This window comes from Specibacter cremeus, assembly GCF_003946885.1.
In the GTDB taxonomy this organism is placed as follows: Bacteria; Actinomycetota; Actinomycetes; order Actinomycetales; family Micrococcaceae; genus Specibacter; species Specibacter cremeus.
Genome location: NZ_RWKQ01000007.1, coordinates 63,641 through 89,248, shown reverse-complemented (window position 1 = coordinate 89,248; position 25,608 = coordinate 63,641). Strand labels below are relative to the sequence as shown.

The following is a 25,608-nucleotide window of genomic DNA, read 5'->3' as shown; positions in this document are numbered from 1 at the left end:
GCTGAGATAACTATGACCACGTCCCGCAACGTTCAGGGGCTGCTGGGCACGAAGCTCGGCATGACCCAGGTCTGGGATGAGAACAACAAGCTTGTTCCCGTCACCGTCGTGCAGGCCGACACCAACGTCGTCACCCAGCTGCTCAACGCGGAGGTCGACGGCTACACCGCCGTCCAGATCGGCTACGGCCAGATCGATCCGCGCAAGGTGACCAAGCCGCTGGCCGGCCACTTCGAGAAGGCCGGGGTCACCCCGCGCCGCCACGTCGTCGAGCTGCGCACCGCCGACGCCGACTCCTACACGCTCGGCCAGGAGCTCTCCGTTGAGATCTTTGCCGCCGGCCAGAAGATCGACGTCGTCGGCACCACCAAGGGCAAGGGCTTCGCCGGTGTCATGAAGCGTCACGGCTTCCACGGTGTTGGCGCCTCGCACGGTGCCCACAAGAACCACCGCAAGCCCGGTTCCATCGGTGGCGCGTCCACCCCCGGTCGCGTTTTCAAGGGCGTCCGCATGGCCGGCCGCATGGGCGCCGTGCGCCACACGACGATGAACCTGACGGTTCACGCCGTGGATGCCGAGAAATCGCTGCTGCTGATCAAGGGTGCCGTTCCCGGCGCCCGCGGCCGGGTCGTCCTCGTGCGCACCGCCGTGAAGGGAGCATAAACAAATGGCTACTGTCAAGGTTGACCTGCCCGCAGAGATCTTCGACGTCCAGACCAACGTGCCGCTGCTGCACCAGGTCGTCGTCGCCCAGCTCGCGGCCGCTCGCCAGGGTACCCACAAGACCAAGACCCGCGCCGAGGTAAGCGGCGCCGGTCGCAAGCCGTTCAAGCAGAAGGGCACCGGTCGCGCCCGCCAGGGCTCCATCCGCGCCCCGCACATGACCGGTGGTGGCGTCGTCCACGGCCCGACGCCGCGTGACTACAGCCAGCGCACCCCCAAGAAGATGAAGGCCGCCGCCTTGCGCGGGGCCTTGTCGGACCGGGCCCGCAACGGCCGCATCCACGTGATCGCCGAGCTGGTTGCCGGATCCACCCCGTCCACGAAGGCCGCCAAGGCAGCCCTGGCCGAGGTGACCAGCCGCAGGAACGCGCTCGTCGTGATCGAGCGCGGCAACGACGTGGCCGCGCTGAGCACCCGCAACCTGGAGAACGTGCACGTGCTGTACGTCGACCAGCTGAACACGTACGACGTCCTGGTCTCCGATGACGTCATCTTCACCGAGACCGCCTACGAGACCTTCGTGACCGGCCGGGCCGCGTCCGAGGCGTTCGCCTCCAGCATGCTGCTCGTCGAGGAATCCATCGTCGTCGAAGAGGCCGGCGCCGCCAAGGCTGCCGCCGTTGACGCCGGCGAAGGCCGCATCAAGGGCAACCAGGACTCCATGAAGTACCACGTTCCCGGTTCGCGTTGGTATGACGCCACCGTGGCCGAGGTCTGGTTCGAGACCGTCGAGGACGCCAAGGCCGCAGGCTTTGTCCCCGCCGGTGGCGAAGCGGCGCAAGCCATTTCAGAGACCGTGATTGAGGAGGACGCCAAGTGAGCGCCATCACCAACAAGGACCCGCGCGACGTGATCATCGCTCCCGTCGTCTCGGAGAAGAGCTACGGGCTCATCGACGAAGGAAAGTACACCTTCCTGGTCGATCCCCGCTCGAACAAGACCGAGATCAAGCTGGCCGTGGAGAAGATCTTCTCCGTCAAGGTCGACTCGATCAACACCATCAACCGTGCCGGCAAGCGCAAGCGCACCAAGTTCGGATGGGGGCAGCGCAAGAACACCAAGCGTGCCATTGTCACCCTGAAGAACGGCACGATCGACATCTTCGGCGGTCCGCTTTCCTAAGCGGAGACCACTTTAACGAGGAAATAAACTATGGGAATCCGTAAGTACAAGCCGACAACGCCGGGCCTGCGCGGCTCCAGCGTTGCCGACTTCAGCGAAATCACGCGGTCGACGCCGGAGAAGTCTCTGGTCCGTCCCCTGCCCAAGAAGGGCGGCCGCAACAACACCGGTCGTATCACGACACGTCACAAGGGTGGTGGCCACAAGCGCCAGTACCGCCTGATCGACTTCCGTCGCCACGACAAGGACGGCGTCAACGCCCGCGTTGCCGAGATCGAATACGATCCGAACCGCACCGCGCGTATCGCCCTCCTGCACTACGTTGATGGCACCAAGCGCTACATCGTCGCCCCGAACAAGCTCAAGCAGGGCGACTTCGTCGAGGCCGGCCCCCAGGCCGACATCAAGCCGGGCAACAACCTGCCGCTGCGCAACATCCCGGTGGGTACCGTTATCCACGCCGTGGAGCTGCGTCCCGGCGGCGGCGCCAAGATGGCCCGCTCCGCCGGTGCGTCCGTCCAGCTCGTCGCCAAGGAAGGCCGTTTCGCCCAGCTGCGTCTGCCGTCCGGCGAAATCCGCAACGTCGACGCCCGCTGCCGTGCAACGGTGGGCGAGGTCGGCAATGCCGAGCAGTCGAACATCAACTGGGGCAAGGCCGGGCGCATGCGCTGGAAGGGCGTCCGCCCGACCGTGCGTGGTGTCGTCATGAACCCGGTCGACCACCCGCATGGTGGTGGCGAGGGCAAGACCTCCGGTGGTCGTCACCCGGTCAACCCCAACGGCAAGCCCGAGGGCCGCACCCGCCGCCCGAACAAAGAGAGCGACAAACTCATTGTGCGTCGCCGTCGTACTGGCAAGAACAAGCGATAGGAGCCTGGAAACATGCCACGCAGCCTGAAGAAGGGTCCCTTCGTTGACCAGCACCTCTTTGTCAAGGTAGCCAGGGAAAACGAAAAGGGTACCAAGAACGTCATCAAGACCTGGTCCCGCCGCTCGATGATCATCCCGGACATGCTGGGTCACACGATCGCCGTGCACGACGGTCGCAAGCACATCCCCGTGTTCGTGACCGAGTCGATGGTCGGGCACAAGCTCGGCGAATTCGCCCCCACGCGGACTTTCCGCGGCCATGTGAAGGACGACCGTAAGGGCAAGCGCCGCTAGGCGCTGCTCGTACGGCTAAGACGAGAGAAGGATAGCAATGGAAGCCAAGGCAAGTGCGCGTCATCTGCGCGTCACGCCTATGAAGGCCCGGCGCGTCGTCAACCTGATTCGTGGCAAGCAGGCGAATGAGGCATTGGCGATCCTGAAGTTTGCCCCCCAGGCAGCTTCGGAGCCGGTATTCAAGGTAGTCCAGTCAGCCGTGGCGAACGCCCGGGTGCTGGCTGACCGCGACAGCGTCGCGTTCAACGAAAACGATCTGTACATCAGCGAAATCTTCGTTGACGAGGGCCCCACGATGAAGCGGTTCCAGCCGCGCGCCCAGGGCCGTGCGTACCAGATCAAGAAGCGCACCAGCCACGTCACCGTGGTTGTGGCCACACCCGAGAAAGAGGAGGCTCGCTAAGTGGGACAGAAAGTAAACCCGCACGGGTTCCGTCTCGGGATCACCACCGACCACGTGTCGCACTGGTTCGCGGACAGCAACAAGCCCGGCCAGCGGTACAAGGACTTCGTCCGTGAGGATGTGAAGATCCGCCAGCTCATGTCCACCGGCATGGAGCGCGCCGGCATCTCCAAGGTCGAGATCGAGCGCACCCGCGACCGTGTCCGCGTGGACATCCACACGGCCCGTCCGGGCATCGTCATCGGCCGCCGCGGCGCCGAGGCCGACCGCATCCGCGGCGAGCTCGAAAAGCTCACCGGCAAGCAGGTGCAGTTGAACATCCTGGAGGTGAAGAACCCGGAGGCCGACGCCCAGCTCGTCGCCCAGGGCATCGCCGAGCAGCTGACTTCGCGTGTGGCGTTCCGCCGCGCCATGAAGAAGGCCATGCAGTCCGCACAGCGCACGGGCGCCGTCAAGGGCATCCGTGTCGCTTGCGCCGGCCGCCTGGGCGGTGCGGAAATGTCCCGCACCGAGTTCTACCGCGAGGGCCGGGTGCCGCTGCACACGCTGCGCGCGAACATCGACTACGGCTTCTTCGAGGCCAAGACGGTGTTCGGCCGCATCGGTGTGAAGGTGTGGATCTACAAGGGCGATGTCACGAGCAAGGAACTGGCCGCCCAGGCGGCCGCCGCTCCTTCCCGTGGCCGTGGCCCGCGCCGTGAAGGCGACGACCGCCGCGGCGGCGACCGCCGTGGTGGGGACCGCCGTCGTAATGACCGCAGTGAAGCTGCAGCCGCACCGGCCGCAGAGGCTGCTGCCCCGGCAGCAGAAGGAGGACAGGCTTAAATGCTTATCCCACGTCGAGTAAAGTTCCGCAAGCAGCACCACCCGGGTCGTTCCGGGCAGGCTACCGGCGGCACCACGGTCAGCTTCGGTGAATGGGGCATCCAGGCCCTGACGCCGGCCTACGTGACCAACCGCCAGATCGAGTCCGCCCGTATCGCCATGACGCGTCACATCAAGCGTGGCGGCAAGGTGTGGATCAACATCTACCCGGACCGTCCGTTGACGAAGAAGCCGGCCGAAACCCGCATGGGTTCCGGCAAGGGCTCGCCGGAGTGGTGGGTTGCCAACGTCAAGCCTGGCCGGGTTCTGTTCGAACTCTCGGGTGTCAATGAAGAGGTAGCTCGCGAGGCCCTTCGCCTGGCGATCCACAAGCTGCCGTTGAAGGCGCGCATCGTGCGTCGCGAAGGTGGTGAGTAGAGATGGCAGTGGGATCGAAGGATCTGGCACCTGCGCAGCTTGAAGGGTTCGACAACGAGCGCCTTGTTGAAGAGCTGCGCAAGGCCAAGGAGGAACTGTTCAACCTGCGTTTCCAGTCGGCCACCGGCCAGCTGGAAAGCCACGGGCGCCTGCGCGCCGTGAAGCGTGACATCGCCCGCATCTACACGGTGCTGCGCGAGCGCGAACTGGGCATTCGCCCGGACGTCGTCGCCGCGCCGGTTCCGGCGGAAAAGTCGGATAAGAAGGCTGAAAAGGACGCCAAGAAGGCCGCCAAGCAGGCTGAGAAGTCCGAGGAGGACGCCAAGTGAGTGAGTCTGTGAACACCAACGAGTCCGGGGCCGGCGCCCCGGTGCGCGGCGAGCGCAAGAAGCTGCGCGGCTACGTCGTCTCGGACAAGATGGAAAAGACCATCGTGGTCGAGGTCGAGGACCGCGTGAAGCACGCCCTGTACGGCAAGGTCATGCGCCGCAACAAGAAGGTCAAGGCCCATGACGAGCTGAACAGCGCCGGCATCGGCGACCTGGTCCTGATCTCGGAGACCCGGCCGCTGTCCGCCACCAAGCGGTGGCGCCTGGTCGAGATCCTGGAAAAGGCCAAGTAGGGCTTGTTGCCGTAAGGCACGACGGCGGGAGGCCACCTTCGAACGCGTAAGGTGACCTCCCGCCGTCGCGCTTTAAAGGGCGGTTGCCATCCATGCTAGGATGGTGTGTTGCTGCGCCCTGTCGAGGGTCGCGGCAACAACCTCGTAAATGTTCGTGCCGCTTCAAACTGTCGCCCGGCCGTGGAAGCGCCAGCGAAAAGTGGACGCCGGCACGGACATTTAGGCGTGTTCTGGCAAAATCCAGGCGCGTTGTGAGACATCCCGATCAATCCGTTCCGCAAGGCTCGCGCCATGGACAGTTCATGGCCCGAGAACCGGCGCGACGAACAGGAGAAACAGTGATTCAGCAGGAGTCGCGGCTCAAGATCGCCGACAACACGGGGGCCAAGGAAATCTTGACCATCCGCGTTCTCGGTGGTTCCGGGCGCCGCTACGCAGGCATCGGCGACACGATCGTCGCCACCGTCAAGGACGCAATCCCTGGCGGCAACGTCAAGAAGGGTGACGTCGTCAAGGCCGTCATCGTTCGTACCAAGAAGGAACGCCGCCGTGCGGACGGTTCCTACATCAAGTTCGACGAGAACGCGGCTGTCATTCTCAAGAACGACGGGGACCCCCGCGGTACCCGTATCTTCGGCCCGGTTGGCCGTGAACTCCGTGACAAGAAGTTCATGAAGATCATCTCGTTGGCTCCGGAGGTGCTGTAACTTATGGCAAAGATCAAGAAGGGTGACCTCGTTCAGGTCATCACCGGCGCCAAGCAGGAACGCGGCGGCGACCGCGGCAAGCAGGGCAAGGTCCTGAAGGTGTACACGGAGACCAACCGCGTGCTCGTCGAGGGCGTCAACCGCGTCACGAAGCACACCAAGGCCGGCCAGACCGATCGCGGTACCAAGACCGGTGGCATCGAAATCGTCGAGGCACCCATCCACATCTCCAATGTTGCGCTCGTGGACCCGTCCACGAAGAAGCCGACCCGTGTCGGCTTCCGCATCGACACCGTTGAGCGCGACGGCCGCACCCGCCAGGTTCGCGTGCGTGTCGCCAAGAGCTCTGGGAAGGATCTGTAATGAGCGCCGAAGCACCTTCCATCACGCCCCGCCTGAAGACCCGCTACGCCGCGGAGATCAAGGCTGCGCTGCAGGACGAATTCAAGTACCAGAACGTCAACCAGGTTCCGCGCCTGGTCAAGGTCGTCGTGAACATGGGTGTTGGAGACGCCGCCAAGGACTCCAAGGTCATCGACGGCGCCGTCCGCGACCTGACCGCCATCACCGGCCAGAAGCCGATGGTCACCAAGGCCCGCAAGTCGATCGCCCAGTTCAAGCTGCGCGAAGGCATGCCGATCGGCTGCCACGCCACGCTGCGCGGCGACCGCATGTGGGAATTCGTTGACCGCCTCGTCTCACTGGCGCTGCCCCGTATCCGCGACTTCCGCGGTCTCAACGGCAAGCAGTTCGACGGCAACGGCAACTACACGTTCGGCCTGACCGAACAGGTGATGTTCCACGAGATCGACCAGGATTCCATCGACCGCGTGCGCGGCATGGACATCACGGTCGTCACCACCGCCAAGACCGACGACGAAGGCCGCGCGCTGCTCAAGGCGCTGGGCTTCCCGTTCAAATCCGAAGATTAATCGACTACGTAAAAGGTCCGCGCACCGGCGGTCGAGTTCGTCGAGACCACGATTTCGACTAGGTCGAGATTTCGACAGGCGCAATCACCGGGCGGAAACCGTTACGAGGAAGGGCTAGAGCCCAAATGACAATGACAGATCCTGTCGCAGACATGTTGACGCGTCTGCGCAACGCCAACTCGGCATACCACGACACCGTGTCGATGCCGTTCAGCAAGCTCAAGGGCCACGTCGCCGACATCCTCAAGGCCGAGGGCTACATCAGCTCCTGGACCGTCGAGGACGCCGAGGTGGGCAAGAAGCTGACCATCAACCTGAAGTTCGGTCCGAACCGTGAGCGTTCCATCGCCGGTGTTCGCCGCATTTCCAAGCCCGGCCTGCGCGTCTACGCGAAGTCCACCAACCTGCCGAACGTGCTCGGCGGGCTGGGCATCGCCATCCTGTCGACGTCCTCGGGCCTGCTGACCGACCGCCAGGCCGCAAAGAAGGGCGTGGGTGGGGAAGTCCTCGCCTACGTCTGGTAGCAGGGAAGGGAAAGAATAATGTCACGTATTGGACGTCTCCCCATTTCCGTGCCCGCCGGTGTCGAGGTCAAGATCGACGGCGGCGTCGTCTCCGTGAAGGGTCCCAAGGGCGCCCTGGAGCACACCGTGCCGAACCCGATCGCCGTGGCCCTGGAAGACGGCACCATCACCGTCAGCCGCCCGAACGATGAGCGCGAGTCCCGCTCGCTGCACGGCCTCACCCGTACCCTGATCTCCAACCTGATCGTTGGCGTCACCCAGGGCTACGAGAAGAAGCTGGAAATCGTCGGCACCGGTTACCGTGTCCAGGCCAAGGGCAGCGACCTCGAGTTCGCGCTCGGCTTCAGCCACCCGGTGCTCGTCAAGGCACCGGTTGGCATCACCCTGACAGTGGAGGGCCCCACCAAGCTCGCCGTCTCGGGTATCGACAAGCAGCAGGTGGGCGAGGTTGCTGCCAACATCCGCAAGCTGCGCAAGACCGACCCCTACAAGGGCAAGGGCGTGCGTTACGCCGGCGAAATCATCCGCCGCAAGGTCGGAAAGGCTGGTAAGTAATCATGGCACTGTCCGTAAAAGGCAAGTCCAAGGCCGCGGCACGCGGCCGTCGCCACCTGCGTGTGCGCAAGCGCATCACGGGTTCGGCTGTTCGCCCGCGCCTGGTCGTCAACCGCTCCTCGCGGCACGTGTTCGTCCAGGTCATCGACGACAGCCAGGGCCTGACCCTCGCCTCGGCGTCCACCCTCGAGGCGGATCTGCGTTCGTTCGACGGTGACAAGACCGCCAAGGCCAAGCGCGTCGGCGAGCTCGTCGCCGAGCGCGCCAAGGCCGCCGGCATCGAGGCCGTCGTCTTCGACCGTGGCGGCAACCGCTACCACGGCCGTGTCGCAGCCGTTGCCGATGGCGCCCGCGAAGGCGGGTTGGCACTGTGAGCGAGAACACTAACAAGGAGAACACTGTGTCGGAAGCAACTGCAGCTGACGTAGCGGTCGCCACCAACGATGCTGCCGCGGCAGAGACCACGGATCGCCGCGGCGGCCGTGGCGAAGGCGGCCGTGGCGAGCGCGGCGGCCGCGGCCGTGGCGGGCGTGACGGCGGCCGGGGCCGCGACAACGCCCGCGACGCCGAGAAGAACCAGTTCGTCGAGCGCGTGGTGACCATCAACCGTGTCGCCAAGGTCGTCAAGGGTGGCCGTCGCTTCAGCTTCACCGCCCTCGTCGTCGTCGGTGACGGCAACGGCCTGGTCGGCGTCGGCTACGGCAAGGCCAAGGAAGTTCCCGCGGCCATCGCCAAGGGCGTGGAGGAGGCCAAGAAGTCCTTCTTCCGCGTTCCGCTGGTCGGCAAGACGGTCCCGCACCGTGTCCAGGGCGAGGCCGCCGCAGGCGTTGTCCTGCTGCGTCCGGCGGCGGCCGGTACCGGTGTTATCGCCGGTGGCCCGGTGCGTGCCGTGCTCGAGTGTGTTGGCGTGCACGATGTGCTCTCCAAGTCGCTCGGTTCGTCCAACGCGATCAACATCGTCCACGCGACCGTTGACGCACTCAAGCGCCTGGAAGACCCCAAGGCTGTCGCGGCTCGCCGCGGCCTGCCGCTGGACGAGGTCGCCCCGGCCGTGCTGCTGCGCGGCATGCAGCAGCAGAAGGCAGGTGCGTAATGACCACACCGAAGAACATCCAGCCTTCCGATAAGAAGCTGGCTATCACCCAGACCAGGTCCGTCATCGGCGGCAAGCAGAACCAGCGGGACACGCTTCGTTCGCTCGGGCTCAAGCGCATCGGACACACCGTTGTCCGCACGGCTGACCCCGCGACCGTTGGCATGATCAACACGGTTCCGCACCTGGTCAAGGTTGAGGAGGCGAAGTAAGAAGTGGCAACCGAGAAGAAGACCGAGGAGACTGCGCAAAAGCAGCACGCCCTGAAGGTCCACCACCTGCGCCCCGCACCGGGTGCCAAGACGGCCAAGACCCGTGTTGGCCGTGGTGAGGGTTCAAAGGGCAAGACCGCAGGTCGCGGCACGAAGGGCACGAAGGCCCGGTACCAGGTCAAGGCCGGCTTCGCCGGCGGCCAGCTGCCGCTGCACATGCGCCTGCCGAAACTGCGCGGCTTCAAGAACCCGTTCCGCGTCGAATTCCAGGTCGTGAACCTGGACAAGCTGAACGAGCTCTACCCCGAGGGTGGCGTTGTCACCGTCGAGTCCCTGGTTGAGAAGGGCGCCGTTCGCAAGAACCAGCCCGTGAAGGTGCTGGGCACCGGAGACATCACCGTCAAGGTCGAGGTCGCCGCGCACGCCTTCTCCACCAGCGCCACGGAGAAGATTGCGGCCGCCGGCGGAAGCACCACCGCTCTCTAGGGCACACGTACATGCGTACGCCTAGCGACTAGACTCTTGGTGGATGGACCTGTGTGCCATCCACCAGGAGTCTTTTCGCTTTCGGTGTCCCCGGTTTCGTCCGTGACCGGCCCGTTCCACTAGACTTTTTCCTTGGGCTCCCGCTGGCGGAGCCGCACGCTGCCACTACACACCAGGAGGACGCTTGCTTTCAGCATTCGGCCGCGCCTTTCGCACGCCTGATCTGCGACGCAAGTTGTTGTTCACGCTGGGAATCATTGCCATCTTCCGTCTGGGCGCCTTCATCCCCTCACCGGGCGTTGATTACCGAAACGTCCAACAGTGCCTGAACGTCGCCAACTCGAACCAGGGGATCTACCAGCTGGTGAACCTGTTCAGCGGTGGCGCGCTGTTGCAGGTATCCATCTTCGCGCTGGGCATCATGCCCTACATCACCTCCAGCATCATCATCCAGTTGCTGCGCGTCGTGATCCCCCGGTTCCAGCAACTCCATGAGGAGGGCCAGCAGGGGCAGGGGAAGCTCACCCAGTACACCCGGTACCTGACGATCGCCCTCGGCCTGCTCAACGCCACCACGCTGGTGACGCTGGCCCGCTCCGGGCAGCTTTTCGCCGGCTGCGGCGCCGCCGGATCGGCCACGCCACTGATTCCCAACGACTCGCTGATCACCACGCTGCTGATCATCATCACGCTGACGGCCGGGTCCGGCCTGATCATGTGGATGGGCGAGCTCGTCACCGAGAAGGGCGTCGGCAACGGCATGTCCCTGCTGATCTTCACCGCCATCGCGGCCCAGTTCCCCACCTCCCTCGGCGCCATCCTGAAGACGAAGGGCTGGGGCGTGTTCCTGACGGTGCTGCTCATCGGCCTGGTGGTGCTGGCCCTGGTGGTCTTCGTCGAGCAGTCCCAGCGCCGCATCCCGGTCCAGTACGCCAAGCGCATGATCGGCCGGCGCACCATGGGCGGCACCAGCACGTACATCCCGATCAAGGTCAACATGGCCGGCGTCATCCCCGTCATCTTCGCCTCCTCGATGCTGTACCTGCCGGCTCTGGTGGCCCAGTTCTCCACGCCCCGCAACGGCAGCACGCCGCCGGGCTGGGTCACGTGGATCACCACCTACCTGACCCGTGGCGACCACCCGCTGTACATGTTGCTGTACTTCCTGCTTGTGGTCTTCTTCACGTTCTTCTATGTCGCGATCACTTTCAACCCGGAGGAAGTCTCTGACAATATGAAGAAGTACGGCGGATTCATTCCAGGGATCCGCGCAGGCAAGCCCACCGCGGACTACCTGCAGTACGTCATTTCCCGCATCACTCTGCCGGGATCGTTCTACCTCGGGTTGGTAGCGCTGATCCCGCTGATCGCCCTGGTGCTGATCCAGGCGAACCAGAACTTCCCGTTCGGCGGCACGTCGCTGTTGATTGTCGTCGGTGTCGGGCTGGAGACGGTCAAGCAGATCGATGCACAGCTGCAACAGCGTCACTATGAAGGGTTATTGCGATGACGAGAATGCTGATCATTGGGCCTCCCGGGTCCGGCAAGGGCACACAGGCGGAACGGATTTCGGAGCGGCTCGGCGTCGTCGCGATCTCCACGGGGGACATCTTCCGCGCCAACGTCAAGGGCGAAACCCCACTCGGTGTCGAGGCCAAGAAGTACATGGACGCCGGCGACTTCGTCCCGGACAGCGTCACCAACCGCATGGTGCGCGACCGCCTGGCCGAGGCCGACGTCGCCACCGGGTTCCTGCTCGACGGGTACCCGCGCACCACGGCGCAGGTCGACGAACTCGACGCCATCCTGGCCGAGACCCACGAGAAGCTCGACGTCGTCCTCCAGCTCACCGCGGACGACGAGGAACTGGTGCAGCGCCTGCACGGCCGCGCCGTTGAAACGGGCCGCAGCGACGACAACGAGGAAGTCATCCGGCACCGGCTGGCGCTCTACCACGAGCAGACATCCGCCGTCGTCGGCCGCTACGCCGAACGCAACATGGTCGTCGACGTCGACGGCATCGGTGACATCGACGCGGTCACCGACCGCGTCATGCGAGCCATCAAGGAAGGGCCCAAGGCCCTGTAAGCCATTGAAGCCCAGGGCTCCTTCCCCGCGTGACGGGGGAGGAGCCCTGGCATTTGGAAGGGAAACGCCATGGCCTTCGGAGCGCCGCGGATCGAATACAAGAGCAAGGCCCAGATGGCCGTCATGCACCAGTCCGGGCTGATCCTGGATGAGGCGCTGAAAGCGGTGGTCGCCGCCGCGTCGCCCGGCGTCACCACGGGCGAACTGGACGCCCTGTTCGCGGAGCTGCTGGCCAAGGCGGGGGCGACCTCGAACTTCCTCGGCTACCACGGCTACCCGGGCACCATCTGCACCTCCGTCAACGAGGAGGTCGTCCACGGCATCCCCGGGCCGCGGAGGCTGGCGGCCGGCGACGTGCTCTCGATCGACGGCGGCGCCATCATCGACGGATGGCATTCCGACTCCGCCCGCACCGTCATCGTCGGCGGCCCATCGGCGGAGGACCCCGAGGACCGCCGGCTCTCCGACGTCACGGAGGAAGCCATGTGGCGCGGCATCGCCGCCATGGCCCGCGGCAAGTACGTCGGCGACATCGGCGACGGCATCGAGGACTACGTCGATGCCCGGCCCGGCAAGCGGCTGGGCATCCTGGAGGACTACGTCGGTCACGGCATCGGCACGGCCATGCACATGGCCCCCGACGTGTTGAACTACCGTTCCAAGCACCGCGGCCCCAAGCTCAAGGCGGGCCTGTGCCTGGCCATCGAGCCCATGCTGGTGCGCGGCGGGCTCGACACGATCACCCTTGAGGACGATTGGACGGTGGTCACGGCCGACGGCGCCCGGGCAGCCCACTGGGAACACTCGGTGGCGGTGCACGACGGCGGCATCTGGGTGCTCACCGCGCCCGACGGCGGCGCATCCCGGCTGGCCCCGCTCGGCGTCGTGCCAGTGCCCCTTTCGTGATTGCGCCTGTCCTTTCGGTGATTGAGCCTGTCGAAATCCGGTGATTGAGCCTGTCGAAATCAGGTGACNCCGGGGTCTCGACAAGCTCGACCACCGGGGTCTCGACAAGCTCGACCACCGGGGTCTCGACAAGCTCGACCACCGGGGTCTCGGCAAGCTCGACCACCGGGGTCTCGGCAAGCTCGACCACCGGCCCGGCGCACAGCAGAATGGGGGCATGAGCGACGCAGCGGGCCCGGTCGTCCCCACGGGCAAGATCACCGATGTCCCCGGCGTGCGGGTGGGCCAGGTCCAGCGCACCGGGGACGGCTGGCTGACAGGCGTCACCGTCGTCCTGCCGCCGCCCGGCACCGTCGGAGCCGTCGACGTGCGCGGCGGCGGCCCGGGCACGCACGAGACCGATGCCCTCGACCCCACCACGCTCGTCCCCACGGTCGACGCGGTCGTCCTCACCGGCGGCAGCGCCTACGGGCTGGCGGCCGCCGGGGGAGCACAGGCCTGGTGTGAGGAAGCCGGGCGCGGCTTTCCCGTGCCCGGCGGCGTCGTCCCCATCGTGCCGGCCGCCGCGATCTTCGACCTGGGTCGGGGCGGTGACTTCACCGCCCGGCCCACGGCCCAGATGGGCTACGACGCCGCCCGGGCGGCCGGCAGCGCGCCCGCGGGCGCCGCCGTCGACCGCGGCAACGTCGGCGCCGGCACCGGTGCGCTCATCGCGGCGGCCTCGTTCAAGGGCGGCGTGGGAACCTCCTGCGTGCCGCTGCGTGGAGCGAACACGGGCACGGTCGTGGGAGCGCTGGCCGTGGTCAACGCCGCCGGCGCGCCGTGGCCCCGCACGGCGCCGCCCGGCGCCGGGGCAGGGCAGGTGCTGAACACGACGCTCGCCGTCGTAGCCACCAATGCGACGTTGACACCGGCGGAGGCGAAACGAACCTCGACGGCGGCCCACGCCGGCATGGCGCGGGCCCTGGACCCGGTGCACACGCTCGCGGACGGGGACACGATCTTCACGCTCGCCACGGGGGAGCGGGGCCTGGTGCGGGACCCCGCCATGCCGGTGGCCGCACTCATCGAATTGCAGTCCGCGGCGGCCGAGGCGGTGCGGCTGGCCATCATCGACGCGATCGCGCACGCGGGCGCGGTCGCGACTCCGGCGGGCCGGTGGGAACCGTATCCGGGTGCCGGGTAGGGAACGGTTCCGGGGCGGCGCTGCCGCACGATATCCGGCCGTGGCGACGCCCGGACGGGCCGCGGTGATTTAACTTTGGCCCGGCAATGGCGTAGAGTTGGTTGTTGGTTGTCTGCGCCCAGGTCCCCTGGAGCCGGCCGCCGGTGCCGGGCCGTGTCCGGCGCGGGGGTCGCCGGCGGTGCGGTAGGCAAGCGAATCAGTAGTAAATCGTAGCCGATCTTCGCCGCCCCGCCGGGGATATGCGGGGCCGGCTGAAGCAAAGTAAAGCGGAGGATATGGCCAAGAAAGACGGGGTCATTGAGATCGAGGGCGTTGTGACCGAGGCGCTGCCCAACGCGATGTTTCGTGTTGAGCTGACCAACAAGCACATCGTTCTTGCCCATATCTCAGGGAAAATGCGCCAGCACTATATCCGGATCCTCCCCGAGGACCGGGTCGTGGTGGAGCTGAGCCCGTACGACCTTACCCGTGGTCGTATCGTCTACCGCTACAAGTAACCACAACTGCAAGCACGCAAAGGAACACCATGAAGGTCAAGCCGAGCGTCAAGCAGATCTGCGACAAGTGCAAGGTGATCCGCCGTAACGGGCGGGTCATGGTGATCTGCGAGAACCCGCGCCACAAGCAGCGCCAGGGCTGAAACCCTTCTTTCCGAGGGCCACGCCGGGCAACTGCTCACGCAAGTAAATAAAGGCAGCACAAGCTGGTCGACGGCGAAGCGATTCGCGTGTCCGTCCAGCGGACCCCCGGTCGGAGGCCGGGGCCGCACGATCATGTGCGGGTGTACTGCCTAGGACCTCCGAATTGAACCAAGGAGAAGCCGAATATGGCACGTCTCGCTGGCGTAGACCTTCCCCGCGAAAAGCGGCTGGAAGTAGCGCTCACTTACATCTACGGCGTGGGCAAGACCCGTGCAAAGCAGGTCCTGGCCGACACGGGCATTTCCCCCGATGTCCGGGTCAAGGACCTGTCCGACGCTGAACTCGTTCAGCTGCGTGACTACATCGAAGGCAACTACAAGGTTGAGGGTGACCTTCGCCGCGAGGTGGCCGCCGACATTCGCCGCAAGGTTGAGATCGGCAGCTACCAGGGTATCCGCCACCGTCGTGGCATGCCCGTGCACGGCCAGCGCACGAAGACCAACGCACGCACCCGCAAGGGTCCGAAGCGTACCGTCGCCGGCAAGAAGAAGGCCGGCCGCTGACCATAGCGCTGCCGCCACCCCAATAACTTTCTGTAGGAGAAATAATGCCCCCGAAGACTCGTGGAGCGGTTCGCAAGCCGCGTCGCAAGGACAAAAAGAATATCGCGCTCGGCCAAGCGCACATCAAGAGCACCTTCAACAACACCATCGTGTCCATCACGGACCCGACCGGTGCCGTCATCTCGTGGGCCTCGGCCGGCGAGGTTGGCTTCAAGGGCTCGCGCAAGTCGACTCCGTACGCCGCCCAGATGGCCGCCGAGGCCGCTGCGAAGCGCGCCCAGGAGCATGGCCTGCGCAAGGTCGACGTTTTCGTGAAGGGTCCGGGTTCCGGACGTGAAACGGCCATCCGTTCGCTGCAGGCCGCCGGCCTGGAAGTTGGCTCCATCCAGGATGTCACGCCCAGCGCGCACAATGGCTGCCGTCCGCCCAAGCGCCGTCGCGTCTAACGATTTGCCGTCGCGAAGTTGGCCCTTGCCGGAAGGAACGAACACACGTTCCCTCCCGGCGAGGGCCAACTTCACCGGCGTTAACATCGCTGACCGAAATTTCCACCACCTGTGTTGCGTCATATAGCGGATGCTCGCTGAAAGGAAAACCAAGTGCTCATTGCACAGCGCCCTACCCTCTCTGAAGAAGTAGTCGCCGAAAACCGCTCCCGGTTCGTCATCGAACCGCTCGAGCCCGGCTTCGGCTACACCCTGGGAAACTCCCTCCGTCGGACCCTGCTGTCCTCCATCCCCGGCGCCGCTGTCACCAGCATCCGGATCGATGGCGTGCTGCATGAGTTCACCACGGTTCCCGGTGTGAAGGAGGATGTCACCGAGATCATCCTGAACATCAAGCAGCTGTCGGTGTCCTCCGAGCACGACGAGCCCGTCGTCGCCTACCTGCGCAAGCAGGGCCCCGGCGTCGTCACGGCCGCTGACATCGCCCCGCCGGCCGGGGTGGAATTCCACAACCCCGACCTGCACATCGCCACGCTGAACTCGAAGGGCAAGTTCGAACTCGAGCTGACCATCGAGCGCGGCCGCGGCTACGTGTCCGCTGCGCAGAACAAGTCCGTCGATTCGGAGATTGGCCGCATCCCGGTCGACTCCATCTACTCGCCGGTCCTGAAGGTGACCTTCCGCGTGGAGGCCACCCGTGTCGAGCAGCGCACCGACTTCGACAAGCTCATTGTCGATGTGGAGACCAAGCCGGCCATCTCCCCCCGGGATGCCATTGCCTCCGCCGGCACGACACTGGTTGAACTGTTCGGCCTGGCCCGCGAACTGAACACCGCGGCCGAAGGCATCGAGATCGGCCCGTCCCCGACGGACGCCGCCCTCGCCGCCGACATGGCCCTGCCGATCGAGGACCTGGACCTGACGGTCCGTTCCTACAACTGCCTCAAGCGTGAGGGCATCCACAGCGTGGGTGAACTCGTTGCTCGCTCCGAGGCTGACCTGATGGACATCCGCAACTTCGGCGCGAAGTCCATCGACGAGGTAAAGGCAAAGCTGGTTGAACTCGGTCTGTCCCTGAAGGATTCCCCTCCAGGCTTCGACCTTGCAGCCCGCGCCGCAGCCATCGACGAGAACGACGACGCCTACAGCGACGACGAGCTCTAAGCACACAAACGTATTTTGGCCCATTGGCCGGCGCGGGAAACCGGGCTGGACCGTTGGGCCGGCACTTGAGGAGAAACTACTATGCCTACCCCCACAAAGGGCCCGCGCCTCGGAGGCGGTCCGGCTCACGAGCGCCTGATGCTCGCCAACCTGTCGGCGTCCCTGTTCGAGCACAAGCGGATCACCACGACCGTGACCAAGGCCAAGCGCCTGCGCCCGTACGCGGAGCGCCTGATCACGTTCGCCAAGCGCGGCGACCTCGCCTCGCGCCGCCGCGTGTACGGCCTGATCAGCGACAAGGGCATCGTCCACGAGCTGTTCACCGACATCGCCGCAGCCATGGAAAACCGCGAAGGCGGCTACACCCGCATCACGAAGATCGGCAACCGCAAGGGCGACAACGCCCCCATGGCCGTCATCGAACTGGTGCTGGAGCCCGTCAGCCCGAAGCAGGCCGTCGTGAAGGAAGCCGTCACCGCCGCCGCTGCTGCCGCCTTGGTCGAGGAAGCCGCTGTCGAGGAAGCTGCCGCTGAGGAAGCCGTCGCCGAGGTTGCCGCTGAGGAAGCCGTCGCCGAGGAAACCGGCGAGGAAGCCGCCGCAGAGACGGTGGCCGACGAAGCAGCCGCCGACGAAGCAGCCGAGGACGGCGAAAAGGCCTGACCGCCTGTACGGCCAGCACTCGCCAACGAACCCGCCACCGACGACAGGTGGCGGGTTCGTTGCATCCTCCGTGCCGGGTGGGTCGGTAGAATTGGGGCCATGCCCGCCCCTGCCATCCCCACCGCACCGGCCGACAACCTCAGAGTACGCCTTGACATCTCCTACGACGGGTCCCGTTTCAATGGCTGGGGGATCCAGCCCGGCCTGCCCACCGTCCAGGGCTCGCTGGAGCAGGCCCTCGAACTGATCTTCCGCCGGTCGGTGCGCCTCACGGTCGCCGGCCGCACCGACGCCGGCGTCCACGCGCGCGGCCAGGTGGCCCACCTCGACGTCACGCGCGCCGAATGGGACGGCGTCAGGCGGGGGCACGACGTCGTTCCCGCCGAATCGCTGGTGCGTCGCCTTGGCGGTGCGCTGGGACGGCTGCTCGGCGACGACCATGGAGCGATCGCCGTCACCGCGGCGTGCGAGGCGCCGGACGGCTTCGATGCCCGGTTCTCCGCATTGTGGCGCCGGTACAGCTACCGGATCGCCGACGCCGCCGTGCCCCGCGACCCGCTGACCAGGAGCATGACGCTGTGGCACAAGCACAGGCTCGACGTCGGGCTCATGAACCAGGCCGCGCGGCCGCTGCTGGGGCTGCAGGACTTCCGGGCGTACTGCAAGCCGCGCGACGGGTCCACGACCGTCCGCGAACTGCAACAGTTCCGGTTCGACACGTTGGAGGACGGCGTCATTGTCGCCACCGTCCAGGCGGATGCGTTTTGCCACAACATGGTGCGGGCCCTGACCGGTGCCGCCTTGCGGGTGGGGCAGGGACTGGAGGAACCCGGCTGGATGCATGAGCGCCTGCTCGTGGGGGAACGCGATGCCAAGTCGGTGCTCGCGTCACCGCACGCGCTCGTGCTCGAGGAGGTGCACTACCCGCCCGCCGTGCAGCTGCTGGCCCGTGCCGAGCTGACCCGGGCTCGTCGTGACACGGGGCACCACCGCCCGCTTTGACCCTCCGGCCGCATTAACGGTATCGTGGGTAGTCGTTGTGCGTGTCCTATCTCGATACAGCACGCCCGCTGGAGGCCCGGTTGCAGGGCCGCCAATCCGGTGGGGTGTCATTGGGAAGTGTCAGGATGACTGGTGTTGGAGCCCTCACCTCTGTTCCGGTAAACGCATCGATAGCAGGTGCCGTTTCTCGTGCGGCACCCCCTAAGAACAAGAAACGAAGGCAAAAACCGTGCGTACGTACACCCCGAAGCCCGGCGACATCGATCGCCAGTGGCACGTCATTGACGCCACCGACGTTGTCCTGGGTCGTCTTGCCAGCCAGACCGCAACACTGCTGCGCGGAAAGCACAAGCCGACCTTTGCGCCCCACATGGACATGGGCGATTTCGTCATCATCATCAACGCCGAGAAGGTCGCCCTCACCGGCGCCAAGCTCGAGCAGAAGCGCGCCTACCGCCACTCCGGTTACCCGGGTGGCCTGAAGAGCGTCACCTACGCCGAACTGTTGGAGAAAAACCCGGTTCGCGCAGTGGAGAAGGCCATCAAGGGCATGCTGCCGAAAAACTCCCTGGCCGCCCAGCAGATGGGCAAGCTCAAGGTGTACCGCGGCGCCGAGCACCCGCACGCCGCCCAGCAGCCCGCAACGTTCGAAATCACCCAGGTCGCCCAGTAGTCCTGGCCACCACCTAAATAAACACACAAGGAGAAACGTGGCTCAGAACGAAGAGCTGAACACCGTGGCCGAGGACGAGGTCCTCACCAGCTACACCAGCGAGAGCACCCCCGGCGTCGCCGCCGCCCCCGCGAAGGAGCGCCCGCCGCTGACCGTGTCCGGCGCTGCCGTCGGTCGCCGCAAGCAGGCCATCGCGCGCGTTCGCGTCATCCCCGGCACCGGCAAGTGGATCGTCAACGGCCGTGAGCTGTCCGATTACTTCCCGAACAAGCTGCACCAGCAGGAAGTCAACGACCCGTTCCGCATCCTCGAACTTACGGGCGCCTACGACGTCATCGCCCGCATCCACGGCGGCGGCCCGTCCGGCCAGGCCGGTGCGCTGCGTCTGGGCGTTGCCCGTTCCCTGAACGAGATCGACGTCGAGAACAACCGTCCGACCCTGAAGAAGGCCGGCTTCCTGACCCGTGACGCCCGCGTCATCGAGCGCAAGAAGGCCGGTCTGAAGAAGGCCCGCAAGGCCTCGCAGTACTCCAAGCGCTAAATTCGCGCTACCCGAAAGGCCGGTCGCATTCGCGGCCGGCCTTTCTGTGTCCTCATCCACCTGCGCGCCGCGGCCCGTCCAGGGGACTGCCCCAATGCGGCGCATCCCCTTACGCGTCGTCCTTGCGGGCCAGTATCCGGAAGATGACACCGCCCGGCCCGCCCCGGTGGACTTCGGTCACGCGGAAGCCGGCCCCCGTCAGGTAAGGCACGGGATCGCGGGTCAGGTGGTCGGCCCCGAAACGGATGCTCAATGGTTCGAGGGCCCGCAAGACGGCGCGGCCCACGGCGCGGGTGGAGGTCCCGTGTTCGGCCAGGACGAAGAGGCCGCCTGGGCGCAGGACACGGTATGCCTCCCGGCTGGCGGCGTGCGGGTCGGGGATGGTGCAGAACGTGAAGGTGGAGACGACGGTGTCCGCGCTTTCCGAGGGCAGGTCCAGGGCCTGCGCGTCGCCCCGGCGCAGCTCAACCCTGCCGACGCCCGCATCCGCCAAACGTTTGCTGGCAATGGCGAGCATGCCGTCGGCGAGGTCCACCCCGGTCACGTGTTGCACCCCGAGCCCGTAAAGGGGCAGGTTGAGACCCGTTCCGACGCCTATCTCGATCACGGCCCCCCGGGCCTTTGACACGGCCCAGACCCGGGCCCCCACGGCCACATGGCGTTCGAACAAGCCCATCGGCCGGTCGTAGCCGGCGGCGATCCTGTTGAAGGTGGTCGCGATGTCTTCGTTGCTGGGTTGGCGCATGGCAACCTCCCGGACGGACGTATTGTCCGATCCTAGTCCCCACGCCCTCCCAACGCTCGCAAGTCCCCGGCCCCTCCCAGAGCTCGCAAGCTCGCTCCGGGTCCCTCGGGGCCGTGGGCCCTCGCGTCGGGGCCCTCGGGCGCGTGGGCCCACCCAGGGGCGTTCCGTGGCGTGCCTGGCGTGCCTGGCGTGCCTGGCGTGCTTCAGCGGTGCCGGACCCGGCCGGGCCCATGACCCAGAAGCCCATGACCTAGAATGGGACGGATGTCTAGATTATTTGGAACAGACGGTGTCCGCGGACTGGCCAACGGTCTCCTGACCGCCGAGCTGGCGTTGTCGCTGGCCCAGGCGGCCGCGGTTGTGCTCGGCCACGACCAGATGAGCGAGGGCAAGCGCCCCCGGGCCGTGCTGGCCCGCGACCCGCGCGCCAGCGGCGAATTCATCAGTGCGGCCGTCGAGGCCGGGCTGGCGAGTGCCGGCGTCGACGTGTACAACGCCGGCGTGCTGCCCACGCCCGCGGCCGCGTTCCTGATCGCCGACCTGGGCGCCGACTTCGGCGTCATGATCTCCGCCTCGCACAACCCCGCCCCCGACAACGGCATCAAGTTCTTCGCCCGCGGCGGCCGGAAGCTGCCCGACGACGTCGAGGACGCGATCGAGCAGCAACTGGCCCATGACGCCTTCCGGCCCGTGGGCATCGATGTCGGCCGCATCACCCGGTTCGCCGACGCCGAGGACCGCTACATCGTCCACCTGCTCTCCACGCTGCCGAACCGCCTGGACGGGTTGAAGATCGTGCTCGACTGTGCGCACGGGGCAGCGAGCGGCTGTTCGCCGCAGGTCTTCACCGATGCCGGCGCCCAGGTCCTCGTCATCGGCGCCGACCCCGACGGGCTCAATATCAACGACGGCGTGGGCTCCACCCATCTCGAGAAGCTCCAGGCCACCGTCCGCGCCGAGGGCGCCGACCTGGGCATCGCGCACGACGGTGACGCCGACCGGTGCCTGGCCGTGGACCATGAGGGGTCCGTCGTCGACGGCGACCAGATCATGGCCGTCCTGGCATTGGCGCTGCGCGATTCCGGGCAGCTGAAGGACAATGTCCTCGTGGCCACCGTCATGAGCAACCTCGGCCTCAAGATCGCCCTGCGGGACGCCGGGATCACCACCCGGGAGACGGCGGTCGGCGACAGGTACGTGCTCGAGGAGATGGGCCGCGGCGGCTACAGCCTCGGCGGCGAGCAGTCCGGGCACGTGATCTTTTCCGAATACGCCACCACGGGCGATGGCGTGCTCACCGGCCTGCAGCTGGCCGCGCAGGTCGCCAGCACGGGCAAGTCGTTGAAGGAGCTGGCCGCCACCATGAGCAAGCTCCCGCAGGTCATGATCAACGTCAAGGGCGTCGACAAGTCGCGTGCGGCCATCGACTCCGGCGTCAAGACGGCCGTGGCCAAGGCGGAGGCCGAGCTGGGGGAGACGGGCAGGATCCTGCTGCGCCCGTCGGGCACGGAACCGCTGGTGCGCGTCATGGTCGAGGCCGCCGACATGGCCACTGCGGAACGGGTCTGCAATGAGCTGGTCGAGGTTGTCCGGGGCCGGTTGTCCCTGGAGCAACACGCGCAGTAGGGCAGGGGCGATCCACGCAAAAACGGCCACCCCGTCCGACTGGCGAACCAGTCGGACGGGGTGGCCGTTGCGATGGTCGGCTGGATCAGTTCTGGTGGGCCTTGTTTTGGAGCGCGTCACGAATTTCGGTGAGCAACTCGATGTGTGGCTCGACCGCAGGCTCTTCGTCCTTGATGCCCAGCTTCGCGTTGCGGTGGGCGATCATGGCGTTCATGGGGAGCACGATGACGAAATAGATGGCCGACGCGATGAGCAGGAAGTTCACGATGGCGGTCAGCAGCACGCCGAACTGCACGTCGTTGCCGTTGATGGTGATACGGGCGAAGCTGTCGAAGTTGGGTGAGCGGAAGAGGGCCGCGATCAGCGGCATGAGCACGTGCTTGACGAGGGCGTCAACCACACCGCCAAACGCCGCGCCAATGACAACCGCCACGGCAAGATCGACGACGTTGCCCTTCATGATGAAATCTCTGAATCCCTTGAGCATGGTTACAAGCTACCGCAGGCGCCGTCACACCTTGCGCAACAGCATGCGCCGGATCGAATGGTCGGCGTCCTTCGTCAGCACCAGCTGGGCCCGCCCGCGTGTCGGCAGCACGTTCTCCAGCAGGTTCGGTTCATTGATGCTCTTCCAGATCCGCGTGGCCGTCTCCACGGCCTCGGCGTCGGACAGGTCCGCGTAGCGGCGGAAATACGACTCCGGGTTGCTGAACGCGCGGCTGCGCAGCGACTGGAAACGCTCCACGTACCACCGTTCGATGTGTTTCGTCTTGGCGTCGACGTAGACGGAAAAATCGAAGAAGTCGCTCACGGCCAGGCCGGAGCGGCCATCCAGCCGCGGCCGCGCCGCGGCCAGCACGTTCAGGCCCTCGACGATCAGCACATCGGGCCGGCGGACCACCACCTCGGCGTCGGGCAGGATGTCGTAGGTCAGGTGCGAGTACATGGGGGCGTGCACCTCGTCGGCGCCGCTCTTGACGGCGCTGACGAAACGCAGCAACGCCCGGCGGTTGTACGATTCCGGGAAACCCTTGCGCTCCATCAACCCGCGGCGTGCCAGCTCGGCGTTCGGGTACAGGAACCCGTCGGTGGTCACGAGTTCCACGTTCGGGGTGTCGGGCCAGCGCCGCAGCATCTCGCGCAGGACGCGCGCCGTCGTCGATTTCCCGACGGCGACGGACCCGGCCACGCCGATCACGAACGGGGTGCGGCGGCCGCGTTCACCCAGGAACGTGGTGGTGGCGCTGTGCAGCTGGCCGGCCGCCGCGACATACAGGTTCAGCAGTCGCGAGAGCGGCAGGTAGACGTCGCGGATCTCCTGGATGTTGAGTTGGTCACCGAGTCCGCGGATGCGCTGGACGTCATCCTCGTTGAGGGGTTCCTCCATGGCGTCCGCCAGGCGGGACCAGGTCTGCCGGTCCAATTCCACGAACGGGGAGGTCCCGTCGCCATTGCCGGGCCAGGTTCGTTGCGAGGTCACCTAAGAGATTCTGCCTTGTTCGGTGGCGGCTGTGAAATGGAACCGTCCCACCCGGCGATCGAAGGTAGGATGTCCTATCGTAGACGTAGCCGATATGATGTGTTTTCATGTGTGGAATTGTGGGTTACGTGGGCAGGGCATCGGCGACCGGAACGAACGTGGCGGGCGATCACCAGGCACTCGACGTCTTGCTGGAGGGCCTGCGGCGCCTCGAGTACCGCGGCTACGACTCCGCGGGGGTCGCGATTGTCGCCGACGGGGCCATCGAATTCCGCAAGAAGTCCGGCAAGCTGGCCAATCTGGTCGCGGAGATTGAGGCCCGGCCACTGCCGGATTCGCTGACGGGCATCGGCCACACGCGCTGGGCCACGCACGGCGGCCCGACCGATGCGAACGCGCACCCGCACCTGGCCGACGACGGGCGCCTGGCCGTCATCCACAACGGCATCATCGAGAACTTCGCCACGCTGAAGGCCGAACTGGCGTCCAAGGGCCACACGTTCCTCTCCGACACGGACACCGAGGTCGCCGCCGTGCTGCTCGGCGACATCTACCGCGCCATCGTCGAGGCCGACGCCGGAACCGAAGCGCAGCCGTTGTCGAAGGCCATGCAACTGGCCAGCCGGCGCCTCGAGGGCGCCTTCACGCTGCTGGCCACGCACGCCGACCAGCCCGGCGTCGTCGTCGCCGCGCGGCGCAACTCGCCGCTCGTCGTCGGACTCGGCGAGCACGAGAACTTCCTCGGCTCCGACGTGTCCGGCTTCATCGACTACACCCGCCGGGCGCTGGAACTGGACCAGGACCAGATCGTCACCATCACCCCGGAGACCGTCGAGGTCACCGACTTCCACGGCGCACCCGCCGAGGGCCGCGAATACACCGTTGACTGGGACGCCGCCGCGGCGGAGAAGGGCGGCTACCCGTCCTTCATGGAGAAGGAGATCAACGACCAGCCCGAGGCCGTCGCGCAGACCCTGCTGGGCCGCTCGGACAGCCGCGGCCGGCTGACCCTGGACGAATTGCGGATCGACCCCGAACTGCTCAAGAGCGTCAACAAGATCATCGTGCTGGCCTGCGGCACGTCCGCCTACGCCGGACAGGTCGCCAAGTATGCGATCGAGCACTGGTGCCGGATCCCCACCGAGGTCGAGCTCAGCCACGAGTTCCGCTACCGTGACCCGATCGTCGACGAGCAGACCCTCATCGTGTCCATCTCGCAGTCCGGCGAGACCATGGACACGCTGATGGCCGTGCGCTACGCCCGTGAGCAGGGCGCCAAGACCGTGTCCATCTGCAACACCAACGGCTCGACCATCCCGCGCGAATCCGACGCCGTGCTGTACACGCATGCCGGTCCGGAGATCGCCGTCGCCTCCACCAAGGCGTTCCTGGCGCAGATCACCGCCGCCTACCTGCTGGGACTGTATTTGGCACAGTTGCGCGGAAACCTGTTCCAGGGCCAGATCAAGGACATCCTGGCCGACCTGGCCAAGACGCCGGCCAAGATCGCCCGGATCCTGGAGAATTCCGGGCAGATCAAGGAGCTGGCCCGCGCGATGGCCGACACCCGCTCCGTGCTGTTCCTGGGCCGGCACGTCGGCTACCCGGTCGCCATGGAGGGCGCCCTCAAACTCAAGGAACTGGCCTACATCCACGCGGAAGGGTTCGCGGCCGGCGAGCTCAAGCACGGGCCCATCGCGCTGATCGAGGAGGGCCAGCCCGTCTTCGTCGTGGTGCCGTCCCCGCGCGGCCGCGACTCGCTGCACGCCAAGGTCGTCTCCAACATCCAGGAAGTGCGTGCCCGCGGCGCCAACACCATCGTGATCGCCGAGGAGGGCGACGACTCCGTGGCCGCCTACGCCGAGCACGTGTTCTACATCCCGGAGACGTCGGTCCTGCTGGCCCCCTTGCTGACCACTGTGCCGCTGCAATTGTTCGCCTGCGAATTGGCCACGGCCAAGGGCTACGACGTCGACCAGCCGCGCAACCTGGCCAAGTCCGTCACCGTCGAGTAGTCGCCCGCTAGCGCCTAGCGTCCTCCCCAACCTCGCTTNCTCCCAGAGCTCGCAAGCTCGCTCCGGGTCCCTCGGGGCCGTGGGCCC

At 66.2% G+C, this 25,608-nt stretch carries 37 protein-coding genes; 34 read left to right on the top strand and 3 right to left on the bottom strand.

Going from position 1 to position 25,608, the window contains the following annotated elements; all coding sequences use genetic code 11:
- The first annotated feature begins 12 nt into the window (after positions 1–12).
- The 32 genes from rplC to rpsI all read left to right on the top strand — a co-directional run bounded on the left by rplC (position 13) and on the right by rpsI (position 19,655).
- Positions 13–663, top strand: a complete 651-nt coding sequence (gene rplC / locus EJC77_RS04200; protein WP_125610320.1) for a 50S ribosomal protein L3 — start codon at positions 13–15, stop codon at positions 661–663.
- A 4-nt stretch (positions 664–667) separates the two neighbouring features.
- The gene (rplD, locus tag EJC77_RS04195; protein WP_125610319.1) at positions 668–1,543 is read left to right on the top strand and encodes a 50S ribosomal protein L4, sunset domain variant; all 876 of its coding nucleotides are present in this window, start codon (positions 668–670) and stop codon (positions 1,541–1,543) included.
- On the top strand, positions 1,540–1,845 hold the full coding sequence (gene rplW, locus EJC77_RS04190) for a 50S ribosomal protein L23 (protein ID WP_125610318.1): 306 nt from the start codon (positions 1,540–1,542) through the stop codon (positions 1,843–1,845). Before rplD ends, rplW begins: the two co-directional genes overlap by 4 nt.
- Before the next feature lie 30 nt (positions 1,846–1,875).
- On the top strand, positions 1,876–2,715 hold the full coding sequence (rplB, locus tag EJC77_RS04185) for a 50S ribosomal protein L2 (RefSeq protein WP_125610317.1): 840 nt from the start codon (positions 1,876–1,878) through the stop codon (positions 2,713–2,715).
- 12 nt (positions 2,716–2,727) lie between these two features.
- Positions 2,728–3,009, top strand: a complete 282-nt coding sequence (rpsS, locus tag EJC77_RS04180; RefSeq protein WP_003803803.1) for a 30S ribosomal protein S19 — start codon at positions 2,728–2,730, stop codon at positions 3,007–3,009.
- 37 nt (positions 3,010–3,046) lie between these two features.
- Positions 3,047–3,412 (top strand): 50S ribosomal protein L22, encoded by a 366-nt coding sequence (rplV, locus tag EJC77_RS04175; protein WP_125610316.1) that lies wholly within the window; start codon positions 3,047–3,049, stop codon positions 3,410–3,412.
- Positions 3,413–4,237, top strand: coding sequence for a 30S ribosomal protein S3 (gene rpsC, locus EJC77_RS04170; RefSeq protein ID WP_125610315.1), 825 nt, complete (start codon positions 3,413–3,415; stop codon positions 4,235–4,237). It abuts the gene before it with no gap.
- On the top strand, positions 4,238–4,654 hold the full coding sequence (gene rplP / locus EJC77_RS04165) for a 50S ribosomal protein L16 (protein WP_125610314.1): 417 nt from the start codon (positions 4,238–4,240) through the stop codon (positions 4,652–4,654).
- Positions 4,655–4,656: 2 nt separating this feature from the next.
- Positions 4,657–4,983, top strand: a complete 327-nt coding sequence (gene rpmC, locus EJC77_RS04160; protein WP_125610313.1) for a 50S ribosomal protein L29 — start codon at positions 4,657–4,659, stop codon at positions 4,981–4,983.
- A complete protein-coding gene (gene rpsQ, locus EJC77_RS04155; protein WP_420820294.1) occupies positions 4,980–5,276 on the top strand; it encodes a 30S ribosomal protein S17 in 297 nt (98 codons plus the stop codon). Before rpmC ends, rpsQ begins: the two co-directional genes overlap by 4 nt.
- Positions 5,277–5,614: 338 nt before the next feature.
- Positions 5,615–5,983 (top strand): 50S ribosomal protein L14, encoded by a 369-nt coding sequence (gene rplN, locus EJC77_RS04150; RefSeq protein ID WP_125610341.1) that lies wholly within the window; start codon positions 5,615–5,617, stop codon positions 5,981–5,983.
- 3 nt (positions 5,984–5,986) lie between these two features.
- Positions 5,987–6,346 (top strand): 50S ribosomal protein L24, encoded by a 360-nt coding sequence (rplX, locus tag EJC77_RS04145; protein WP_125610312.1) that lies wholly within the window; start codon positions 5,987–5,989, stop codon positions 6,344–6,346.
- Positions 6,346–6,915 carry a 50S ribosomal protein L5 gene (gene rplE, locus EJC77_RS04140; RefSeq protein WP_125610311.1) on the top strand — a complete coding sequence of 190 codons (570 nt, stop codon included), beginning with the start codon at positions 6,346–6,348 and terminating at the stop codon, positions 6,913–6,915. The genes rplX and rplE overlap by 1 nt, the downstream gene beginning before the upstream one ends.
- Before the next feature lie 125 nt (positions 6,916–7,040).
- Positions 7,041–7,439, top strand: coding sequence for a 30S ribosomal protein S8 (gene rpsH / locus EJC77_RS04135; protein WP_125610310.1), 399 nt, complete (start codon positions 7,041–7,043; stop codon positions 7,437–7,439).
- A gap of 18 nt (positions 7,440–7,457) precedes the next feature.
- Positions 7,458–7,994, top strand: coding sequence for a 50S ribosomal protein L6 (gene rplF / locus EJC77_RS04130; RefSeq protein WP_125610309.1), 537 nt, complete (start codon positions 7,458–7,460; stop codon positions 7,992–7,994).
- A 2-nt stretch (positions 7,995–7,996) separates the two neighbouring features.
- A complete protein-coding gene (gene rplR, locus EJC77_RS04125; RefSeq protein WP_125610308.1) occupies positions 7,997–8,368 on the top strand; it encodes a 50S ribosomal protein L18 in 372 nt (123 codons plus the stop codon).
- Positions 8,369–8,394: 26 nt separating this feature from the next.
- Complete coding sequence (gene rpsE / locus EJC77_RS04120) at positions 8,395–9,087, top strand: 30S ribosomal protein S5 (protein ID WP_205786840.1); 693 nt, start codon at positions 8,395–8,397, stop codon at positions 9,085–9,087.
- Positions 9,087–9,299: a 50S ribosomal protein L30 gene (gene rpmD, locus EJC77_RS04115; RefSeq protein WP_125610306.1), complete on the top strand. Its 213-nt coding sequence runs from the start codon at positions 9,087–9,089 to the stop codon at positions 9,297–9,299. The genes rpsE and rpmD overlap by 1 nt, the downstream gene beginning before the upstream one ends.
- 3 nt (positions 9,300–9,302) lie before the next feature.
- Entirely contained in the window at positions 9,303–9,785 is a 483-nt protein-coding gene (gene rplO, locus EJC77_RS04110; protein WP_125610305.1) for a 50S ribosomal protein L15, read from the top strand.
- 184 nt (positions 9,786–9,969) lie between these two features.
- Complete coding sequence (gene secY, locus EJC77_RS04105) at positions 9,970–11,295, top strand: preprotein translocase subunit SecY (protein ID WP_125610304.1); 1,326 nt, start codon at positions 9,970–9,972, stop codon at positions 11,293–11,295.
- A gap of 5 nt (positions 11,296–11,300) precedes the next feature.
- Positions 11,301–11,873 (top strand): adenylate kinase, encoded by a 573-nt coding sequence (locus tag EJC77_RS04100; RefSeq protein WP_205786842.1) that lies wholly within the window; start codon positions 11,301–11,303, stop codon positions 11,871–11,873.
- A gap of 69 nt (positions 11,874–11,942) precedes the next feature.
- Positions 11,943–12,779, top strand: a complete 837-nt coding sequence (gene map, locus EJC77_RS04095; protein ID WP_125610302.1) for a type I methionyl aminopeptidase — start codon at positions 11,943–11,945, stop codon at positions 12,777–12,779.
- A gap of 217 nt (positions 12,780–12,996) precedes the next feature.
- Positions 12,997–13,965, top strand: coding sequence for a P1 family peptidase (locus EJC77_RS04090; protein ID WP_125610301.1), 969 nt, complete (start codon positions 12,997–12,999; stop codon positions 13,963–13,965).
- A gap of 275 nt (positions 13,966–14,240) precedes the next feature.
- Positions 14,241–14,462: a translation initiation factor IF-1 gene (infA, locus tag EJC77_RS04085; protein WP_009358723.1), complete on the top strand. Its 222-nt coding sequence runs from the start codon at positions 14,241–14,243 to the stop codon at positions 14,460–14,462.
- Positions 14,463–14,491: 29 nt separating this feature from the next.
- Positions 14,492–14,605: a 50S ribosomal protein L36 gene (rpmJ, locus tag EJC77_RS04080; protein ID WP_011775570.1), complete on the top strand. Its 114-nt coding sequence runs from the start codon at positions 14,492–14,494 to the stop codon at positions 14,603–14,605.
- 186 nt (positions 14,606–14,791) lie between these two features.
- Positions 14,792–15,169: a 30S ribosomal protein S13 gene (gene rpsM / locus EJC77_RS04075; protein ID WP_125610300.1), complete on the top strand. Its 378-nt coding sequence runs from the start codon at positions 14,792–14,794 to the stop codon at positions 15,167–15,169.
- A gap of 44 nt (positions 15,170–15,213) precedes the next feature.
- Positions 15,214–15,615: a 30S ribosomal protein S11 gene (gene rpsK / locus EJC77_RS04070; protein ID WP_125610299.1), complete on the top strand. Its 402-nt coding sequence runs from the start codon at positions 15,214–15,216 to the stop codon at positions 15,613–15,615.
- 153 nt (positions 15,616–15,768) lie between these two features.
- On the top strand, positions 15,769–16,779 hold the full coding sequence (locus EJC77_RS04065; protein WP_125610298.1) for a DNA-directed RNA polymerase subunit alpha: 1,011 nt from the start codon (positions 15,769–15,771) through the stop codon (positions 16,777–16,779).
- Positions 16,780–16,860: 81 nt separating this feature from the next.
- Entirely contained in the window at positions 16,861–17,439 is a 579-nt protein-coding gene (gene rplQ / locus EJC77_RS04060) for a 50S ribosomal protein L17 (protein WP_125610297.1), read from the top strand.
- Positions 17,440–17,538: 99 nt separating this feature from the next.
- A complete protein-coding gene (locus tag EJC77_RS04055; RefSeq protein WP_125610296.1) occupies positions 17,539–18,441 on the top strand; it encodes a tRNA pseudouridine synthase A in 903 nt (300 codons plus the stop codon).
- A gap of 229 nt (positions 18,442–18,670) precedes the next feature.
- Positions 18,671–19,114, top strand: a complete 444-nt coding sequence (gene rplM, locus EJC77_RS04050; protein ID WP_125610295.1) for a 50S ribosomal protein L13 — start codon at positions 18,671–18,673, stop codon at positions 19,112–19,114.
- A 37-nt stretch (positions 19,115–19,151) separates the two neighbouring features.
- Complete coding sequence (gene rpsI, locus EJC77_RS04045) at positions 19,152–19,655, top strand: 30S ribosomal protein S9 (RefSeq protein WP_125610294.1); 504 nt, start codon at positions 19,152–19,154, stop codon at positions 19,653–19,655.
- A gap of 109 nt (positions 19,656–19,764) precedes the next feature.
- Here the strand turns inward: rpsI and EJC77_RS04040 are convergent, their stop codons facing one another.
- Positions 19,765–20,400: a class I SAM-dependent methyltransferase gene (locus EJC77_RS04040; protein WP_125610293.1), complete on the bottom strand. Its 636-nt coding sequence runs from the start codon at positions 20,398–20,400 to the stop codon at positions 19,765–19,767.
- A gap of 264 nt (positions 20,401–20,664) precedes the next feature.
- On the opposite strand from EJC77_RS04040, the gene glmM reads away from it, so the two are divergent.
- A complete protein-coding gene (gene glmM, locus EJC77_RS04035) occupies positions 20,665–22,026 on the top strand; it encodes a phosphoglucosamine mutase (RefSeq protein ID WP_125610292.1) in 1,362 nt (453 codons plus the stop codon).
- 85 nt (positions 22,027–22,111) lie between these two features.
- On the opposite strand, the gene mscL is transcribed toward glmM, so the two are convergent.
- Positions 22,112–22,513 carry a large conductance mechanosensitive channel protein MscL gene (mscL, locus tag EJC77_RS04030; RefSeq protein ID WP_125610291.1) on the bottom strand — a complete coding sequence of 134 codons (402 nt, stop codon included), beginning with the start codon at positions 22,511–22,513 and terminating at the stop codon, positions 22,112–22,114.
- Between the two features lie 24 nt (positions 22,514–22,537).
- A complete protein-coding gene (gene coaA, locus EJC77_RS04025) occupies positions 22,538–23,506 on the bottom strand; it encodes a type I pantothenate kinase (protein WP_205786838.1) in 969 nt (322 codons plus the stop codon).
- 107 nt (positions 23,507–23,613) lie between these two features.
- Between coaA and glmS the strand changes: the two genes are divergently transcribed.
- Positions 23,614–25,521 carry a glutamine--fructose-6-phosphate transaminase (isomerizing) gene (gene glmS / locus EJC77_RS04020; protein WP_125610290.1) on the top strand — a complete coding sequence of 636 codons (1,908 nt, stop codon included), beginning with the start codon at positions 23,614–23,616 and terminating at the stop codon, positions 25,519–25,521.
- Positions 25,522–25,608: the final 87 nt, after the last annotated feature.

What these genes read in the sequence shown, in the direction of transcription:
- rpmJ (WP_011775570.1), top strand. Translation starts at nt 14,492, where the DNA reads ATGAAGGTCAAGCCGAGCGTCAAGCAGATCTGCGACAAGTGCAAGGTG.
- rpmC (WP_125610313.1), top strand. Translation starts at nt 4,657, where the DNA reads ATGGCAGTGGGATCGAAGGATCTGGCACCTGCGCAGCTTGAAGGGTTC.
- EJC77_RS04040 (WP_125610293.1), bottom strand. Translation starts at nt 20,400, where the DNA reads ATGCGCCAACCCAGCAACGAAGACATCGCGACCACCTTCAACAGGATC.
- glmM (WP_125610292.1), top strand. Translation starts at nt 20,665, where the DNA reads ATGTCTAGATTATTTGGAACAGACGGTGTCCGCGGACTGGCCAACGGT.
- rpsS (WP_003803803.1), top strand. Translation starts at nt 2,728, where the DNA reads ATGCCACGCAGCCTGAAGAAGGGTCCCTTCGTTGACCAGCACCTCTTT.
- rpsM (WP_125610300.1), top strand. Translation starts at nt 14,792, where the DNA reads ATGGCACGTCTCGCTGGCGTAGACCTTCCCCGCGAAAAGCGGCTGGAA.
- rplE (WP_125610311.1), top strand. Translation starts at nt 6,346, where the DNA reads ATGAGCGCCGAAGCACCTTCCATCACGCCCCGCCTGAAGACCCGCTAC.
- rpsH (WP_125610310.1), top strand. Translation starts at nt 7,041, where the DNA reads ATGACAATGACAGATCCTGTCGCAGACATGTTGACGCGTCTGCGCAAC.
- rplB (WP_125610317.1), top strand. Translation starts at nt 1,876, where the DNA reads ATGGGAATCCGTAAGTACAAGCCGACAACGCCGGGCCTGCGCGGCTCC.
- rplF (WP_125610309.1), top strand. Translation starts at nt 7,458, where the DNA reads ATGTCACGTATTGGACGTCTCCCCATTTCCGTGCCCGCCGGTGTCGAG.
- EJC77_RS04090 (WP_125610301.1), top strand. Translation starts at nt 12,997, where the DNA reads ATGAGCGACGCAGCGGGCCCGGTCGTCCCCACGGGCAAGATCACCGAT.
- rpmD (WP_125610306.1), top strand. Translation starts at nt 9,087, where the DNA reads ATGACCACACCGAAGAACATCCAGCCTTCCGATAAGAAGCTGGCTATC.
- map (WP_125610302.1), top strand. Translation starts at nt 11,943, where the DNA reads ATGGCCTTCGGAGCGCCGCGGATCGAATACAAGAGCAAGGCCCAGATG.
- rpsK (WP_125610299.1), top strand. Translation starts at nt 15,214, where the DNA reads ATGCCCCCGAAGACTCGTGGAGCGGTTCGCAAGCCGCGTCGCAAGGAC.
- rplQ (WP_125610297.1), top strand. Translation starts at nt 16,861, where the DNA reads ATGCCTACCCCCACAAAGGGCCCGCGCCTCGGAGGCGGTCCGGCTCAC.
- rplR (WP_125610308.1), top strand. Translation starts at nt 7,997, where the DNA reads ATGGCACTGTCCGTAAAAGGCAAGTCCAAGGCCGCGGCACGCGGCCGT.
- rplD (WP_125610319.1), top strand. Translation starts at nt 668, where the DNA reads ATGGCTACTGTCAAGGTTGACCTGCCCGCAGAGATCTTCGACGTCCAG.
- rplV (WP_125610316.1), top strand. Translation starts at nt 3,047, where the DNA reads ATGGAAGCCAAGGCAAGTGCGCGTCATCTGCGCGTCACGCCTATGAAG.
- glmS (WP_125610290.1), top strand. Translation starts at nt 23,614, where the DNA reads ATGTGTGGAATTGTGGGTTACGTGGGCAGGGCATCGGCGACCGGAACG.
- rplX (WP_125610312.1), top strand. Translation starts at nt 5,987, where the DNA reads ATGGCAAAGATCAAGAAGGGTGACCTCGTTCAGGTCATCACCGGCGCC.
- EJC77_RS04100 (WP_205786842.1), top strand. Translation starts at nt 11,301, where the DNA reads ATGCTGATCATTGGGCCTCCCGGGTCCGGCAAGGGCACACAGGCGGAA.
- rplP (WP_125610314.1), top strand. Translation starts at nt 4,238, where the DNA reads ATGCTTATCCCACGTCGAGTAAAGTTCCGCAAGCAGCACCACCCGGGT.
- mscL (WP_125610291.1), bottom strand. Translation starts at nt 22,513, where the DNA reads ATGCTCAAGGGATTCAGAGATTTCATCATGAAGGGCAACGTCGTCGAT.
- infA (WP_009358723.1), top strand. Translation starts at nt 14,241, where the DNA reads ATGGCCAAGAAAGACGGGGTCATTGAGATCGAGGGCGTTGTGACCGAG.
- EJC77_RS04055 (WP_125610296.1), top strand. Translation starts at nt 17,539, where the DNA reads ATGCCCGCCCCTGCCATCCCCACCGCACCGGCCGACAACCTCAGAGTA.
- rplC (WP_125610320.1), top strand. Translation starts at nt 13, where the DNA reads ATGACCACGTCCCGCAACGTTCAGGGGCTGCTGGGCACGAAGCTCGGC.